This window comes from Arthrobacter sp. TJ-263 (assembly GCF_058269155.1).
Genome location: NZ_JBZCNE010000002.1, coordinates 219,313 through 235,074, shown reverse-complemented (window position 1 = coordinate 235,074; position 15,762 = coordinate 219,313). Strand labels below are relative to the sequence as shown.

Genomic DNA, 15,762 nt, shown 5'->3' with positions numbered 1-15,762 from the left:
GCGGTCGTTACGAGCTGACGCCCGCGGAGGTCTCCTTCTCGTCCGTCTGCTTGCCCTCGGCGAGGTTGTAGCCGGTGTCCGAGCGGCCCAGGATCCCCTGCGGGATGAAGAACGCGAGGAAGGCGAGGACCACGATGGCGGTCATCGGCCAGACGGTGTCGAGGGTCAGCCAGTTGAGCAGGTAGATGCCCAGCAGGAAGGCGCCGAAGATGAGCACGAACACTACGACGTTCTCGACGAGGTGGCCTTCGCCGGCGTGGGAGGGCTGCTTCTCGACGTTGGCTTCGTGTGACATTGGGTCTCCTTGACTGCGTTCGTGCGTGCCGGGTCTACTGCTGGGTGTGCTGGTGGATCTGCTGCGGGGGCCGCGGGCCGGGCTCCTGGTGGTCAGTAGCCCGATGCGCCCTGTTCACCCTTAACGATAGCGACTCCCGAGCTCGCCCCGATACGCGTTGCGCCGGCGTCGATCATGGTGCGCGCATCCTCGAGGGACCGCACGCCGCCCGACGCCTTCACCCCGAGGTCCGGGCCCACGGTCTTCCGCATGAGGGCGACGTCCTCGACCGTGGCGCCGCCGCCGTTGAAGCCGGTGGACGTCTTCACGAAGTCAGCGCCCGCCTCGACGGCGGCCTCGCAGGCGAGCACCTTCTGCTCGTCCGTGAGCAGGGAGGTCTCGATGATGACCTTGAGGATGGCACCGTGCTCGTGGACGGCCTCCGCGACGGCGAGGATGTCCTGGACGAGGAGGTCTCGGTCCCCGGCGCGCGCGGCCGCGATGTTGATGACCATGTCGATCTCGTCGGCGCCGTCGGCCACTGCGCCCTGGGCCTCGAAGACCTTGACCTCGGTGGTGGTGGCGCCGAGGGGGAACCCGATGACGGAGCAGGTGAGGACACCGGTGTCCTTCACCGCCGTGCGCACGGTGCTGACCCAGACGGGGTTCACGCAGACGGACTTGAACGAGTACTCGACCGCCTCGCGGCAGACGGTGAGGATCTGCTCACGGTCTGCCTCGGGCTTCAGCAGGGTGTGGTCGATGTAGGAGGCGAGGGATACGTCGTTAGGCATGCTCCCCATCTTTCCATGTCCGCACCGTCGAGCCCGCCGCCGCGGGGGCAGGAATGGCCGGGATCCGCGCCAGGACCGGTCTTTCCTGCCGTCCGGGCCAGGGGTCAGAGGCCGAGGGCCCCGGCGACGTCGTGCTTGACCGCCTCGAGGCGCACGCGGGCGGTCTCCTTCGCGTCCCCGAGGCCGCTCGCGGACCCGACCGGCTCCACCACCTCGAGGTAGCACTTGAGCTTCGGCTCCGTGCCGCTGGGCCGGATGATGACGCGCGTCCGGTCCTGCGTGAGGTAGAGGAGCCCGTCGGTGGGCGGCAGGTGCGCCGAACCCCGGGCGAGGTCCTCGGCGACGCCGACGGCGGAGCCGGCGAAGGACGACGGCGGGTTCTCCCGGAGCCGGCCCATCATGGCGCCGAGCAGGCCGAGGCTCTCCACGCGGACCGAGAGCTGGTCCGCGGCGTGCAGGCCGTGCACCAGGAAGGCGTCGTCGAGCAGGTCGAAGAGGGTGCGGCCGGCGGCCTTGGTCGCGGCGGCGAGTTCGGCGAGCAGCAGCCCGGCGGAGATGCCGTCCTTGTCCCGCACCAGCTCCGGGGCCACGCAGTAGCCGAGGGCCTCCTCGTACCCGAAGGAGAGGTCATGGACGCGGGCGATCCACTTGAAGCCGGTCAGGGTCTGCTCGTGATCGATGCCGGAGGCCGCGGCGATCCTGCCGAGCAGGCGGGAGGAGACGATCGAGTTCGCGAAGACCCGGGTCCGGGCGGCGCCGGCGGCCCCGTCGGCGGCCGTCCCCCTTGCGAAGCGGGCCGCGAGGTGCAGGCCGAGCAGCGTGCCCACCTCGTCGCCGCGCAGCATGCGCCATGCACCGGTGGAGGGTTCGCGTGCCGCGAGGGCCACGCGGTCGGCGTCGGGGTCGTTGGCGATCACGAGGTCCGCACCGACCTGCGCCGCGGTCTCGAGGGCGAGGTCCAGGGCGCCGGGTTCCTCGGGATTGGGGAACGCGACGGTGGGGAAGTCGGGGTCCGGCTCGGCCTGGCGTTCGACGACGGTGACGTCGTCGAACCCGGCGGCCGCCAGTACCGCCCGGGCGGCCCGGCCGCCCACCCCGTGCAGCGGCGTGAGGACGATCTTCAGGTCCCGCTCCGTCAGGGCCGGATCGGCGAGGGCTGCGACGGCGTCCACGTAGTCGGTCTCGATGGCGTCCGGGAGGATCGTCCAGCCGGAGGCCGCGAGCGGGGTGTCCCGGACGGCGTCGATGCGGGCGGCGATCCCGGCGTCGTGCGGGGCCACGATCTGGACGCCGCGGGCGTCCTCCTCCACGGCGCGCCCGCCGAGGTAGACCTTGTACCCGTTGTCCTGCGGCGGGTTGTGGCTCGCGGTGACCATGATGCCCACCTCGCACCCGAGGGCACGGATGGCGTAGGCGAGCACCGGCGTCGGCAGCTCGCGGGGCATGAGGAACGTCTCGATCCCGGCGGCGGTGAGGATGGCCGCGGTCTCCTCGGCGAAGATGCGCGAGTTGTGGCGGGCATCGAAGCCGACGACGGCGCGGGGCGCGTAGGCTTCGGCCGCGAGGTCCAGCGCATGGGCGGCGACCCCCGCGGCGGCCCGGCGGACCACCACGCGGTTCATGCGGTTGGGGCCCGCACCGAGGGCCGCCCGCAGCCCGGCGGTGCCGAACAGGAGCGGACCCGAGAAGCTGTCCTGCAGCTCCTGCTCCGCGGCGGCGTCGCCGGACCGCACGAGTCCGGTCAGGGTCCTGAGTTCCTCCGCCGTCCGCGGATCCGGGTCGGTGGCCGCCCAGGCGTCGGCGGCGGCGAGGAGGGTGTCCAGGGCGGGGGTGGTCATGCGGGTCCCTTACGTGGGTGGATCGAAGGCGGGGGAGCGGCGGCGGTGCTGCGGTGGCGGCGCCGGGCCGGGGTGCGGCTAGAGCGCGGCGACGATGTCGGCGAGCAGGCGGGAGATGCGGGGCCCGGCCGCCTGGCCGGCCTCGAGCACCTCGGTGTGGCTGAGCGGGACGGGGCTGATCCCGGCCGCGAGGTTCGTCACGAGCGAGAGGCCGAAGACCTCCATGCCGGCGTGCCGGGCCGCGATGGCCTCGAGCGCCGTGGACATGCCCACGAGGTCGGCGCCGATGCGCTTGGCGTACCGGACCTCGGCCGGCGTCTCGTAGTGGGGTCCGGTGAACTGCGCGTACACGCCCTCCTCGAGGGTGGGGTCCACCTGGCGGGCGAGGTCGCGCAATCGCGGGGAGTACAGGTCCGTGAGGTCCACGAAGGTTGCACCCTCGAGCGGCGAGGACGCCGTCAGGTTGATGTGGTCGCTGATCAGCACCGGCGTGCCCGGCTTCCAGTGCTCCTGCAGGCCGCCGCAGCCGTTGGTGAGGATCATCGTCGTCGCGCCCGTCGCGGCCGCGGTGCGGACGCCGTGCACCACGGCCCGCACGCCCTTGCCCTCGTAGAAATGGGTGCGGGCGCCGAGGACCAGCGCGCGCTTGCCGGCCGGCGTGAGGACGGAGCGGATGGTGCCGGTGTGGCCGACGACGGCGGGGGCCGAGAAGCCGGGGATGTCCGCGGCATCGAGGGTGTGGGTGGTCTCGCCGATGAGCTCGGCGGCCTCCCCCCAGCCGGAGCCGAGGACGAGCGCGGTGTCATGCCGGTCGATGCCGGTGGCGCGGGCGATGTGGCCGGCAGCGTCGCGGGCCAGGTCAAAGGGATCAGAAGTCACCGCTACAACTTACCCTCTATTTCCCGCGCGTCAGTGGCATGCGCGATGATGGGGCGGTGACCAACCAACTCGATTTCAGTTCACTGCGTCTCGCGATCCTGGGCGGCGGCCCCGGCGGCTACGAAGCGGCGCTGGTCGCCGCGTCGCTCGGCGCGAACGTCACCGTCGTGGAGCGCCAGGGCCTCGGCGGGTCGGCGGTCCTCACGGACGTCGTGCCGTCCAAGACCCTCATCGCGACGGCGGACACCATGACGCGCTTCACGGACGCGAGCGGACTCGGCGTCCGGTTCTCCGAGGACAGCAAGGTCTACGCGGACCTGGACAAGGTCAACCAGCGGCTCCTGAAGCTCGCCGTCGAGCAGTCCTCCGACATCCGCGCCACTCTGGAGCGCCTCGGCGTGCGGGTCATCATCGGTACGGGGAAGCTGCTCGACGACCACCGCCTCGAGGTCCAGTCCGGTGGAGAGACGAGCATCGTCGAGGCCGACGCCGTGCTCCTCGCGGTCGGTGCCACGCCGCGCGAGCTGCCGAGCGCCATGCCCGATGGTGAACGCATCTTCAACTGGACGCAGCTCTACAACCTCCGGGAGATCCCGGACCACCTGATCGTCGTCGGGTCCGGCGTCACCGGGGCGGAGTTCGCCAGCGCCTACAACGGGCTGGGCTCCAAGGTCACTTTGATCTCCAGCCGGGACCGCGTGCTGCCGGGCGAGGACGCCGACGCCGCCGAGGTCCTCGAGGGCGTGTTCAAGGACCGAGGCATGACCGTCCTGTCCAAGTCCCGCGCCGAGGCGGTGGACCGCACGGACGACGGCGTCCTCGTGCGCCTGGCGGACGGCCGGACGGTGGAGGGCAGCCACTGCCTCGTCGCGGTCGGCGCGGTCCCCAACACCGGCGGCATCGGCCTCGAGGAGGCCGGCGTCGCCGTCAACGAGTCCGGGCACATCACCGTGGATGGCGTCTCCCGCACCACGGCGCCCAACGTATACGCGGCCGGCGACTGCACGGGGGTCTTCGCGCTCGCCTCGGTGGCGGCGATGCAGGGCCGGATCGCCATCGCCCACCTCATGGGGGATTCCGTGAGCCCCATCAAGCTCAAGCAGGTCGCCTCGAACATCTTCACCTCACCGGAGATCGCCACCGTGGGCGTGACGGAGGAGGACATCGAGTCCGGCCGGTACCAGGGGGACATCGTCAAGCTCTCCTTGCACACCAACGCGCGGGCCAAGATGATGAACGTCAAGGACGGCTTCGTGAAGGTGATCTCCCGCAAGGGCTCCGGCACGGTCATCGGGGGCGTCGTCGTCGGCCCCCGCGCGTCCGAACTCATCTTCCCCTTGGCACTCGCGGTGACGAAGAAGCTGCACGTGGACGACGTCGCCAACACGTTCACTGTGTACCCGTCGCTGACGGGGTCCATCTCCGAGGCGGCACGCCGCCTGCACGTGCACATCTGACCCTCGGGTCCGGGCCGGGGATCGGGTTCCCGGTGTCCAGATGGTGGACAGGCTTATCCACCTGATGGACGCCGGTGGTCAGATGTTGGCATTCATCTGTTGCACGGACGCCGTGCTGCGGGGGCTCCGGGCTCCCGCGGAGGCGCCTCGTTTCAAGAAAGCCGACGCCCATGACCTCCTCCACGTCCGCCAGTGCCGGCGGAACCACCAAGCCGCTGAACTCGCGGGGCAAGGTGATCTTCGCCAGCCTCATCGGAACGACGATCGAGTTCTACGACTTCTACATCTACGCCACGGCCGCCGTCCTGGTGTTCCCCGCCCTGTTCTTCCCGAACCAGACCTCCGCGAACCAGCTGCTCAGCTCCTTCGCCGTCTTCGGCGTCGCGTTCGTCGCCCGGCCCCTGGGCTCCGTCGTCTTCGGCCACTTCGGTGACAAGATCGGCCGCAAGGCCACCCTCGTGGCCTCACTGCTCACCATGGGCATCGCGACCTTCCTCATCGGCCTGCTACCGGCGGCGACCAATGACGGATGGGTGTTCCTCGCCCCGCTGCTGCTCGTGGTGCTGCGCTTCCTCCAGGGCCTCGCGCTGGGTGGCGAGTGGAGCGGCGCGGCCCTCCTGGCCACCGAGAACGCCCCCGAGGGCAAGCGGGCCATCTACGGGACGTTCCCGCAGCTCGGCGCACCCATCGGCTTCATCCTGGCCAACCTCCTGTTCGTCCTGCTGAGCACAGTCCTCAGCCCGGAGGACTTCCTCGAGTGGGGCTGGCGCGTGCCGTTCCTGCTGAGTGCGGTCATGGTGATCATCGGCCTCTACGTGCGGCTCAAGCTCATCGAGAGCGCGTCCTTCCAGAAGGTCCAGACCGAGGGCAAGGTCGTGAAGGTGCCGCTCGGCACCACGTTCCGCCTGCACTGGCGTGCCCTGATCCTCGGCACGTTCATCATGTTCGCGACCTACGTGCTCTTCTACTTCATGACCGCCTTCACCCTGACGTACGGGACTGCGCCGTCGAGCGTGGAGCAGGCGCGGGCCAGGGCGGAAGCCACCGGCAAGGAGTTCACCGACGCGCAGGCCGCGGCGTTCGTGCCCGGCCTGGGTATGGACCGCACCGACTTCCTCTGGATGCTGATCCTCGGCGTCGTGTTCTTCGGTATCTTCACGCTCGTCTCCGGCCCGCTGGCCGAGCGCTTCGGTCGCCGCAAGATGCTCCTCGCGACCACCGTGGGCATCGCGGTCTTCGGGCTCCTGTGGGCACCCCTGTTCGGCGCGGGGACCGTGGGTGCCATGGCGCTGCTGATCATCGGCTTCATCCTCATGGGACTCACCTTCGGCCCCATGGCCGCGGTGCTGCCCGAGCTCTTCCCCGCCAACGTCCGCTACACGGGCTCGGCGGTCGCCTACAACGTGTCGAGCATGATCGGAGCCGCCCCGGCCTCCTTCATCGCCGTTGCGCTGTGGCAGGCCGCGGACGGAAGCACCGTGCTGGTCGGCGCCTACCTGAGCGTGGCCGCCGTCGCCACCTTCATCGCGCTCTGGTTCTCGCGGGAGACCCGCGACCGCGACTACGAGAACAACGTCGCTTGATCACATCGGTCCTTCCGGACCCGCGTCCGGCGGCGCCGCACCCATCCGGGTGCGGCGCCGTCGGCCTGTGCGCTCTCAGAGCGGCAGCGGGTGTCGCAGCACTCCCACGGCGGTTCCCCGGCCGGAGAGGATGCGGCAGGCGTCGATGGCGTCGATCTCGAGCGGATCCGCCCCGGAAGCTGCACGCCGGATGAAGGTTCCACCGGCGGGTCCGGTCAGCTCCAGATGGAACGGGTCCGTGTGGCTGGTCGCCCATTCGGCGATGATGTCCTCGACGATGCGCCCGTCGTGGAAGAGGTAGCCCAGCGGCTGCCATCCGGCGTCCAACCCGTCCACATCGCCCAGGGGCAGCAGTCGTAGCGCCCTTATCGGAAAGGCCGTCGGCGGGTTCGCGCAGGGCATCGCCCGCGCCGTGGTCGGGATCGGCAGCATGTCGCGCCGCGCCGCGCCGGTCCGACCGCGCGCACGACGACACCGCTTCCCCCCGGGCCCGGCACGCCCCGTACACTGGATGGAAAGTCGGCTTATCAAATCCCCGGACGTGCGCGGATCGCGCATGCCCGGAAGCCGCACAGCGGGGTAGTGGAAGCGGGTGGCATTGGAGCAGCAGGCACTGGCCGGGCGGTACGCCCTCGGGGAGCGGGTCGGCACCGGCGGGATGGCGGAGGTCTTCTCGGCCCGGGACACGAGGCTCGAGCGGGACGTGGCCGTCAAGCTCTTCCGGCCGGGCATCGCCGACGGCATCGAACGGGGCTCCGCGGAAGCGCGGATGCTCGCCGGGCTCGACCACCCAGGCCTGGTCCGCGTCCTGGACATGGACAGCGGCGACGACACCGGGGACAACGCCTACCTGGTCATGGAACTCGTCGACGGACCGGACCTGGGCGTACTGCTGCGCTCCGGCGGTCCGCTCGACAGCGAGGACGTCCGCCTCCTGGCGCTCGACCTCGCCCGCACCCTCCAGTACATCCACGGCCGCGGGATCGTGCACCGTGACCTGAAACCCTCGAACGTCCTGACCCGGCCGGCGGAGGCGGACAGCGGCGTCTTCCGCTTCCTGCTCACCGACTTCGGCATCGCCCGTTTCTTCGACGGCAGCCGGATGACCGCCACGGGCCAGGTGATCGGCAGTGCCGCGTACTTCAGTCCCGAACAGACACGGGGCGACGGCGTGGGCCAGCCCTCGGACATCTATTCCCTCGGCCTCGTGCTGATCGAGGCCCTGACGGGGGAGCGGGCCTTCCCCGGAACCGGCGTCGAAGCCGCCCTGGCGCGTCTGCACCGCAGCCCGTCCATCCCGCACTCGGCCGGCCCCGCCCTCTCGGCGCTCCTGGTGTCCATGATGCTCGACGAGCCGGCCGACCGGCCCGACGCCGGCCGCGTGGTCCGGGCCCTGATGGCCATGGGCCCGCAGAACGATCGCGCGAACGCGGCCACGGTCATGCTGCCCGCCGGTGTGGCACGCACGACGACGATGCCTCCGGGTGGCGCCACGCCGCGCTCAGCCGCGGCGGCATCGGAGACGGCAGCCTTCGGTGGCGTGGCGTCCCGAACGGCGGCGACGGGGGGTGCGGCACCCCCTACGGCGTCGGACACCGCGGCCCGCACGGCGGCGACATCCACGGCGGCTACTCGGACTGCGGCTGACACGGTGCCCGGCCCGATGGTCGAGCCCGCTGCTCCCGCTATCGCGGTGTCCGACCCCCGGGGCGTGTCAGCGACAGTTCACCACCCGGCGGACCGGGGTCCTACGGCCCCACGGCGGCAGCCGGCCGGAGCCCGTCCCTCCGGACGCCGGCGGCACGTGCTCCCGTGGCTGGTCACGCTGCTCGTCATCGGGCTTCTGACGGCCGCCCTGTGGGCCTTCACCATCACGACCGCTCCCGAGCCGGGATCCGGGATCGAACCCCTGCCGGTAGTCCCCGGCGAGACAGGCGAGAAATTGCAGGAACTCTACGACAGCGTGCAGCCATGACCGCCCTCCGCAGGCAGATGCTGCCCCTCCTGGTCGGCGCGGCGCTCCTCCTCACCGCCTGTGGGAACGAGGCCCTGGACGCCGGCACGGCCGGGGACTTCCAGGCGGAGGTCCGAGCCATCGCCACGTCGGCCGCCGCCGGTGACGCCGACGGCGCCGTCGTCCTGGCTCAGCGGCTGAAGGACCGCGTGGACGGCGCCCGGACCGATGGCAGCGTCACCGAGGACCGTGCTGCCGTGATCAGCACGCGCATCGACGCCCTGATCGCCTCGCTCGACGCGGGACAGGTCCCCGTCGTGACTCCGGGGGAATCGATCGAGGCGCCGGCCGAAGCGCCGTCGGACAGCTCGACGCCGGTGGTCCCGGATGACGTTCCTGCGCCCGCGCAGCCTGTGCCCACTGAGGCGCAGCCCGCTCCCGCCGACGAACCCCCGGCCCTGCCCGCTCCTGCTCCGGACCCCGACGACGGCACGGTCCCTGATGGCACGGAGCCCGACGAGACCGAGCCCGACGAGACCGAGCCTGACGAGACGGATGCCGACGACGACGTCACGGGCGACGATGCCGGCAGCGACGATCCGAGTGGCGAGGACGCCCCCGGTCAGGGCGCACGGGAGAACAGTGGAGGCCCGGCCGCCGAGAAAGCAGCCCAGAAGGCTGCCGAGCAGCAGCGCAAGGCCGAGGACAAGGCCAGGGAAGCTGCCCAGCGCGGGGAGAAGAGCCCTCCCGGGAACGGCAAGGGCAACGAGGGCGGCTAGCGCTCCCGCATCGCGCGCCCGTCAGCGCGCGGTGTCCCTGTGGGGTAGGTCGCCGCTGCTGATGAGGTGCTCGGCGACGTTCCAGAGCTTCAGGTGGGTGCGCTGGCTTGCCATGGACAGCACGATGAAGGCCTGCTCGCCGGTGATCTTGTGGCGTTCCATGAGGATGCCCTTGGCCTGACCGATGGCGTCCCTGGAATCGATGGCCTGGTGGAGTTGCCGGCTCTTCTCGGCCTCGGCGAACGCCACCGCCGCGTGGGAGGCGACCAGCAGGCCCACGTTCTCCGACTCGTCCGTGAACGCGTCGGCCTCGTACGAGTAGAGGTTCAGCGCCCCCAGATCGTCGCCCTGGACCCACAGCTGGATGGAAAGCATCCCCTTGGCGCCGGCCTCGGCGGCCCGCGGCGCGAACAGGGGCCACCGCTGCTCGTGCGCCATGTCGGGGACCCGCACGGTCCGGTGCTCGTACGCCGATTCCAGGCACGGGCCCTGCCCGGTCTCCATCTGCAGTGCATCGATGCGCCTCGGTAGTTCCCCGGAGGGGGCGTGGGCTCCGATGTGCTTGCGCCCGAGGACAAGACTGACGGACCCTTCGTCGACCCCGGGGATCAGGTCGAGGGCCGCGTGGACGAAGCCGGCGAGGATCGCGTCGGAGTCCGGTTCCCCCTGCAGTTCGCGAGCCAACTCGGCCAGTTCCGTGGCGAGATCGCGTTCCCGCACACTGCCACCGTGCTGCGGCGACAACCCACCCCTGAGTTCCTCGCTCATGCTTCGCACATCCCAGCCGCGGCACGTCGATGGGTCCGGGCAGAGCTGCGCTCGCTGTAGCGCTCGTCGTTTCGTACGTGTGCCATGGGACTCCCCTGGTGGAACGGCAGTAGCGGTCCTCCGCCAGGGTCCGGGGCGAGAACCCCAAGCGTGCTCGTTTATCGGGGAGAAGTCAACAGCAGTGGACCCCCGTCAGGAGGCCGAGACCGAGTTGCTCCCTTCGGTCTCGACGACCGGGTCACCGGTCCGATAGGTGACGGTGTTGTCGTTGCCTTCGACGTCGATCGCGCGGGTCTCGCCGACCTCGACGGTGTTGCCGTCACCGTCGACGCTGATCTCCTCCACGGCGTCTGCTTCTGCCGTGTTGCTGTTGCCTTCGATGTCGATCATGTCGGCGGAGCCACCGGAGATCGTATTGTTGTCGCCGTCGATCTCGATGTCCTCGCAGTCACCGGTGACGGTCACCTCCACGTTGTTGCTCTCGACGTCGATGTCGCCGCCACTTGAGCACTCCACCGTGACCGGCGTGGTGGAGCTGGTGATCGTGTGCTCGTCGCCCGCTCGCAGTGTGATGGTGGTTGTACCGGCCCCTGCGCTGGGAGTCGCTGACGCCCCGGACCCACCGGCAGCACCCGAAGGGCTGGCACTGGCAAACGAACTGGCAGACGAACTGGCAGACGATCTCGCAGACGGACTGGCCGACGAACCGGCTGCGGGACTCGTTGCCGCACCGCCGTCATCGGTCTGCGTCGCCGTGGTACCGGGGTCAGGGCTCGGTTCCGCCGAGCATCCGGCCAGCAGCAGAATGGCTGCAGCGAGAAGTCCTGCACGCGTCACGGGGTGGTTCTGGAAACTCATCGATCTCTCCCTGGCTGCCGAGTAACCTTTTGCGCCGATCCGTGGTCGGGCGTACCAGCGAGGACCACTGGACTTGCAAGGCTAGTGGCCGGCGGGTTCCGGAGCGAGGATCCGACGGCGATCGGAGGCGCTTGAACGTCCGTACTTATTCATGCCCCACGGTTCTGCCGGTGGCCGACATCGCGCCGTCCGGGAGAAGAGGCACGTGGTGGTCGTGCTCCAGCACGACCACCACGTGAGGTCGGGAAGTCGGCGCTCCCAGCCCTGGCGATCTAGAAGGTCAGCACCAGCCGACCGCGGACGCCTCCTGCTTCGAGACGACGGTGCGCTTCGGGGGCGTCCTCGGCGGCCAGTGTGTCTGCCACGCGCGCCGTGAGGATGCCGTCCTCCACCGCCTGGCGGAGGCCGTCGAGCTTGGCGGCGGAGAGGTACTCGTCGAACACCCAGACAGCCTCGAAACGGATGTCGCGGGTAGGTCGATCGCCCTTCCAGCCCCGGACCGAGACGAAGACTCCCTGATCGCGCACCGCGGGTACGACGTCGCCGTGCAGCAGCGCTGTGTCGGCAACGGCGTCGACGCCGTCGGGAAAGATCTCCCTGATGCGCTCGGAGAGGTCCGCGCCCCGATCGAGGACGTGATCGGCTCCAAGACCCTCCACCAGGGGACGATCCTTCGGTGCTGCGTCCGTGATCACGACCAGGCCCTGCTGCTTGGCGAGCTGGATCGTGTAGTTGCCCAGCGTCCCGGCCCCACCCGTGACGGCGAGGACCTGTCCGGGCTGCAGTGCTGCGAGTTCGAGGATCTGCACGGCGGTGAGGCCGTTCATGGGAAGGGTGGCGGCTTCCTCGAGCGTGGTGTTCGCGGGAATCCGCGCGATCGAATCGTCGGGTGCCACGAGGTATTCGACGTAGGCGCCGCCGTGGTGCCCCAGGGGCAGCGCGATCGCCATGACCGCGTCGCCGACGGACCACGTGCTGCCGTCGCCCACTTCGTCGATGACACCGGCGGCATCCATCCCTGGCATGTAGGGCGGCTCGGACCGGCTCATGTCATAGGCGCCCGTGCGGACGTTCGTGTCGGTGGGGCTGACGGCGGCAGCCCTGACCCTGATGCGTACTTCCTTCTCACCGGGATGTGGCTCGGGAAGATCCTGAACGGTCAGGACCTCGGGGCCGCCGAACTCCGTGATTCCGATTGCTTTCATGACGAACCAACTCCGTGACATTTGTGGCTTGTGGAAACTATCGACAGTTTCAGAACGGAGATCAGGGCGGAGTCATTCCACGGCAGGACGGCTAGTCGCGGATGGTGGCGAGGACCGAGCCGGCGGACACGGTGTCGCCGGGCTTCGCCGTCAGGCCGGACAGCTTGCCCGATTTGTGCGCCGTGAGCGGCTGCTCCATCTTCATGGCCTCGAGCACCATGATGAGATCGCCCTCGGTCACCTTGTCGCCGTCGGACACCGCGACCTTCACGATGGTGCCCTGCATGGGGGACGTCAGCTCGTCGCCGCTGACGGCCGTCTTGCCGGCCCGGGCGCGCGAGGACTTCTTGGATTTCGCCGGTGCGGCCGGCTTGCCGTTCGGCGTCGCGCCCAACCCGGCGGGCAGCACCACCTCGAGGCGCCGCCCGCCGACCTCCACGGTGACGCGCTGGCGGACATCGTCGTCCGCGGTGGGTTCGGCGGGCCCCTTCCACGGCTCGATGGTGTTGGTGAATTCCGTCTCGATCCAGCGCGTGTGCACCGAGAAGGGGCCGTCGACGGGCGCGAACGCGGGATCCTCGACGACGGCGGCGTGGAACGGGAGCACGGTCGGCATGCCCTCCACGACCATCTCCCTGAGGGCCCGGCGTGCGCGCTGCAGGGCCTGATCGCGGGTGGCGCCGCTGACGATCAGCTTGGCGAGCATGGAGTCGAAGTTGCCGCCGATCACCTCGCCGGCTTCGATGCCGGAGTCCACGCGGATGCCCGGCCCGGTCGGGAGGGTGAGCGTCTGCACGGTGCCGGGTGCAGGCATGAAGCCGCGGCCGGCGTCCTCGCCGTTGATGCGGAACTCGAACGAGTGGCCGCGGACCTCGGGGTCCCCGTATCCGAGTTCCTCACCGCGGGCGATGCGGAACTGTTCGCGCACGAGGTCGAGGCCCGTGACCTCCTCGGAGACGGGGTGCTCCACCTGGAGCCGCGTGTTCACCTCGAGGAAGGAGATGGTGCCGTCCTGGCCCACGAGGAACTCGCAGGTGCCCGCCCCCTGGTACGCCGCCTCGCGCAGGATGGCCTTGGAGGCCTCGTAGAGCTGGGTGTTCTGTGCGGCGGAGAGGAAGGGGGCGGGCGCTTCCTCCACGAGCTTCTGGTTGCGGCGCTGCAGGGAGCAGTCGCGCGTGGAGACCACGACGACGTTTCCGTGGGCGTCCGCGAGGCACTGCGTCTCGACGTGGCGCGGGGCGTCGAGGAATCGCTCCACGAAGCACTCACCGCGGCCGAAGGCCGCCGTCGCCTCGCGCACGGCGGAGTCGAACAGCTCGGGGATCTCCTCGTGGCTGCGGACCACCTTGATGCCGCGTCCGCCTCCGCCGAACGCCGCCTTGATCGCGATGGGCAGCCCGAACTCGGTGGCGAAGTCGATGACTTCCTGGACGGACTCCACCGGGTCCGTGGTGCCCGGGACCAGCGGCGCGCCGACGCGCTGTGCGATGTGCCGCGCCTGGACCTTGTCGCCGAGCTGCGCGATCGAGTGCGGGGAGGGCCCGACCCACGTGATGCCGGCGTCGAGGACCCGCTGCGCGAACTCGGCGTTCTCCGACAGGAAGCCGTAGCCGGGGTGGATGGCGTCGGCGCCGCTGCGCTCCGCGGCCTCCAGGATGCGGTCCATGACCAGATAGGATTCCGCGGCGGTCTCCCCACCGAGCGCGAACGCCTCGTCGGCCATGCGGACGTGCAGGGCGTCGCGGTCCGGCTCCGCATACACCGCGACCGACGCGATTCCCTCGTCACGGGCGGCGCGGATGACCCGGACGGCGATCTCCCCCCGGTTGGCGACCAGGACCTTCGTCACCCGGCGGTGCTGCCGGGGGTCGGTGCCGGCGCTGTGGGCGTTCGCAGGGGTGGACTCGGACGGGCTGAGGGGGGACTGGCTCATGGGGGGTGGGGCTCCTTCTTCTCTCGTGGGAGCCTAGCCCGGTTTGGTGGCTTTCGCCCATGGATCGTGCCGAACGGGAGTGTTGTGCGGTGATCCTTTGTAGGGAACCTACAAGGAGGCCGCAGGCGACCAGAGGTCCGTCACGGAGACGCCGGCCGAGAGCAGGAGCGCGCGGAGCGTGGAGATGCTGAGCCCGACCACGGCGTGCGGATCGCCGTCGACGCGCTCGATGAAGGCGCCGCCCAAGCCGTCGATCGTGAAGGATCCGGCGCAGTGCAGGGGCTCGCCGCTGGCCACGTACGCCTCCACCTCGGCGTCGGACATCGCGCCGAAGTGGACGGTCGCCGAGGAGACCGCCCCGACGGTCGCCCCGGAGCCGCCGGCGCGCGTGTCCACGAGCCAGTGGCCCGTGTGCAGGACGCCGGAGCGGCCGCGCATGCGGCTGATGCGTTCGATCGCGACCGCCGGTTCGTAGGGCTTTCCGTGCGCCTCGCCGTCGAACTCGAACACGGAGTCGCACCCGAGGACGAGGGCGTCGTCCGCCTCCTCCAGTGCCGCGACGGCCTCGGCCTTGGCGCGCCCCAGCAGCAGCGAGGTGTCGTGCGCGTCGAGGTCGCCGTAGGCGGCGACGACGGCGGGCTCGTCGACGTCGGAGACGAGCACCGAGTGCCGGATGCCGGCGTCGTCGAGGAGTCGGGTGCGGGCAGGGGACTTCGATGCGAGGATCAGGCGGAGGGTCATGCACCAAGCCTAGGTGCCTCTGCGGCACCCGGTTCCACCGCGCGGGTCCACCGGCGGGAGCCGCCGGCCGCGTCACCTTCCGGGGGCGCGACCGGCAGGATCGTCACCAGCGGTGCGCGACGTCGATCACCACCCTCGACCCGGCACCGGGGCCGGGTACCACGAAGACCCGCATGGGAAGGCGTGCCCTCACCCCGATCCCCAAGCTCGTATATCCCTCGTAGCTTCCGCCGAATGCGACCTGGCGGAAGGTGGTGTAGCCCGCGACGTTCACGACCCTCCTGGGGTTGGCGGGCTGATAGGCGGCCTGCCCTGCGCTGTTGTAGGCCGGAGCGTGCACCGACACGGACAGGCGCGCGCCGCCACCGAGGGCGATCGGCAGCCCGGACCCGATGCCGGTGAACTGGGAGACGTACCGGACGTCGTATCCGACTCCGCGTCCCCGCGCGTCGATGACCAGCCGGTCGAAGCACGCGTGTCGGCCCGCGCGGACGTTGGTGACGGGAGCCGGGGACATCGCGGAGGCGACTTTCGCCGTCGAGCCCCATGTGATGCCGCAGTATGCGGCGGATGCCGGAGGTCCCCCTGCGAGGCCGAGGCCTGCTGCGAGGGCGAGAGCGGCGAGTGTGGCGGAGAGCTTCCCCGTCATGCGCGATTTGTTCACGGCGCACCACCTGGTCGAACTGGATAGGGAGGTCA

General features: G+C 70.4%; 15 protein-coding genes. 4 read left to right on the top strand and 11 right to left on the bottom strand.

The genetic code is table 11. The features are described from left to right. Positions 1-7: 7 nt before the first annotated feature. The 4 genes from AC4D2F_RS11735 to AC4D2F_RS11720 all read right to left on the bottom strand — a co-directional run bounded on the left by AC4D2F_RS11735 (position 8) and on the right by AC4D2F_RS11720 (position 3,785). Positions 8-295, bottom strand: a complete 288-nt coding sequence (locus tag AC4D2F_RS11735) for a hypothetical protein (protein WP_258069955.1) — start codon at positions 293-295, stop codon at positions 8-10. Between the two features lie 92 nt (positions 296-387). Continuing rightward, positions 388-1,068 carry a deoxyribose-phosphate aldolase gene (gene deoC / locus AC4D2F_RS11730; RefSeq protein WP_490910715.1) on the bottom strand — a complete coding sequence of 227 codons (681 nt, stop codon included), beginning with the start codon at positions 1,066-1,068 and terminating at the stop codon, positions 388-390. Positions 1,069-1,172: 104 nt separating this feature from the next. Beyond that, positions 1,173-2,906, bottom strand: coding sequence for a phospho-sugar mutase (locus AC4D2F_RS11725; protein ID WP_490910714.1), 1,734 nt, complete (start codon positions 2,904-2,906; stop codon positions 1,173-1,175). Between the two features lie 78 nt (positions 2,907-2,984). Further along, positions 2,985-3,785: a purine-nucleoside phosphorylase gene (locus AC4D2F_RS11720; RefSeq protein ID WP_104168377.1), complete on the bottom strand. Its 801-nt coding sequence runs from the start codon at positions 3,783-3,785 to the stop codon at positions 2,985-2,987. Positions 3,786-3,841: 56 nt separating this feature from the next. On the opposite strand from AC4D2F_RS11720, the gene AC4D2F_RS11715 reads away from it, so the two are divergent. Then, a complete protein-coding gene (locus tag AC4D2F_RS11715) occupies positions 3,842-5,242 on the top strand; it encodes an NAD(P)H-quinone dehydrogenase (RefSeq protein WP_490910713.1) in 1,401 nt (466 codons plus the stop codon). A gap of 170 nt (positions 5,243-5,412) precedes the next feature. Then, positions 5,413-6,825: an MFS transporter gene (locus AC4D2F_RS11710; protein ID WP_490910712.1), complete on the top strand. Its 1,413-nt coding sequence runs from the start codon at positions 5,413-5,415 to the stop codon at positions 6,823-6,825. A gap of 75 nt (positions 6,826-6,900) precedes the next feature. Here the strand turns inward: AC4D2F_RS11710 and AC4D2F_RS11705 are convergent, their stop codons facing one another. Continuing rightward, a complete protein-coding gene (locus AC4D2F_RS11705; RefSeq protein ID WP_490910711.1) occupies positions 6,901-7,161 on the bottom strand; it encodes a hypothetical protein in 261 nt (86 codons plus the stop codon). Positions 7,162-7,417: 256 nt separating this feature from the next. On the opposite strand from AC4D2F_RS11705, the gene AC4D2F_RS11700 reads away from it, so the two are divergent. Together AC4D2F_RS11700 and AC4D2F_RS11695 are read left to right on the top strand one after the other, a co-directional pair. Beyond that, entirely contained in the window at positions 7,418-8,800 is a 1,383-nt protein-coding gene (locus tag AC4D2F_RS11700) for a serine/threonine-protein kinase (RefSeq protein WP_490910710.1), read from the top strand. Continuing rightward, the gene (locus AC4D2F_RS11695) at positions 8,797-9,558 is read left to right on the top strand and encodes a hypothetical protein (RefSeq protein WP_490910709.1); all 762 of its coding nucleotides are present in this window, start codon (positions 8,797-8,799) and stop codon (positions 9,556-9,558) included. The genes AC4D2F_RS11700 and AC4D2F_RS11695 overlap by 4 nt, the downstream gene beginning before the upstream one ends. A 21-nt stretch (positions 9,559-9,579) precedes the next feature. Here the strand turns inward: AC4D2F_RS11695 and AC4D2F_RS11690 are convergent, their stop codons facing one another. From AC4D2F_RS11690 to AC4D2F_RS11665, 6 genes are all read right to left on the bottom strand, one after another. Continuing rightward, positions 9,580-10,326 carry a GAF and ANTAR domain-containing protein gene (locus AC4D2F_RS11690; protein WP_490910708.1) on the bottom strand — a complete coding sequence of 249 codons (747 nt, stop codon included), beginning with the start codon at positions 10,324-10,326 and terminating at the stop codon, positions 9,580-9,582. A gap of 192 nt (positions 10,327-10,518) precedes the next feature. Beyond that, positions 10,519-10,842 (bottom strand): DUF3060 domain-containing protein, encoded by a 324-nt coding sequence (locus AC4D2F_RS11685; protein ID WP_181033673.1) that lies wholly within the window; start codon positions 10,840-10,842, stop codon positions 10,519-10,521. 614 nt (positions 10,843-11,456) lie between these two features. Next, positions 11,457-12,389, bottom strand: a complete 933-nt coding sequence (locus AC4D2F_RS11680; RefSeq protein WP_490910707.1) for an NADP-dependent oxidoreductase — start codon at positions 12,387-12,389, stop codon at positions 11,457-11,459. A gap of 91 nt (positions 12,390-12,480) precedes the next feature. Next, positions 12,481-14,322: an acetyl/propionyl/methylcrotonyl-CoA carboxylase subunit alpha gene (locus tag AC4D2F_RS11675; protein WP_490910706.1), complete on the bottom strand. Its 1,842-nt coding sequence runs from the start codon at positions 14,320-14,322 to the stop codon at positions 12,481-12,483. Positions 14,323-14,430: 108 nt separating this feature from the next. Continuing rightward, on the bottom strand, positions 14,431-15,063 hold the full coding sequence (locus tag AC4D2F_RS11670; protein WP_490910705.1) for a Maf family protein: 633 nt from the start codon (positions 15,061-15,063) through the stop codon (positions 14,431-14,433). A gap of 103 nt (positions 15,064-15,166) precedes the next feature. Then, the gene (locus AC4D2F_RS11665) at positions 15,167-15,712 is read right to left on the bottom strand and encodes an AMIN-like domain-containing (lipo)protein (protein ID WP_490911097.1); all 546 of its coding nucleotides are present in this window, start codon (positions 15,710-15,712) and stop codon (positions 15,167-15,169) included. Positions 15,713-15,762 lie beyond the last annotated feature (50 nt).

Coding starts and splice junctions, on each gene's coding strand:
- AC4D2F_RS11680 (WP_490910707.1), bottom strand. CDS start 12,389: ATGAAAGCAATCGGAATCACGGAGTTCGGCGGCCCCGAGGTCCTGACC.
- AC4D2F_RS11690 (WP_490910708.1), bottom strand. CDS start 10,326: ATGAGCGAGGAACTCAGGGGTGGGTTGTCGCCGCAGCACGGTGGCAGT.
- AC4D2F_RS11665 (WP_490911097.1), bottom strand. CDS start 15,712: ATGACGGGGAAGCTCTCCGCCACACTCGCCGCTCTCGCCCTCGCAGCA.
- AC4D2F_RS11670 (WP_490910705.1), bottom strand. CDS start 15,063: ATGACCCTCCGCCTGATCCTCGCATCGAAGTCCCCTGCCCGCACCCGA.
- AC4D2F_RS11735 (WP_258069955.1), bottom strand. CDS start 295: ATGTCACACGAAGCCAACGTCGAGAAGCAGCCCTCCCACGCCGGCGAA.
- AC4D2F_RS11710 (WP_490910712.1), top strand. CDS start 5,413: ATGACCTCCTCCACGTCCGCCAGTGCCGGCGGAACCACCAAGCCGCTG.
- AC4D2F_RS11695 (WP_490910709.1), top strand. CDS start 8,797: ATGACCGCCCTCCGCAGGCAGATGCTGCCCCTCCTGGTCGGCGCGGCG.
- AC4D2F_RS11725 (WP_490910714.1), bottom strand. CDS start 2,906: ATGACCACCCCCGCCCTGGACACCCTCCTCGCCGCCGCCGACGCCTGG.
- AC4D2F_RS11675 (WP_490910706.1), bottom strand. CDS start 14,322: ATGAGCCAGTCCCCCCTCAGCCCGTCCGAGTCCACCCCTGCGAACGCC.
- deoC (WP_490910715.1), bottom strand. CDS start 1,068: ATGCCTAACGACGTATCCCTCGCCTCCTACATCGACCACACCCTGCTG.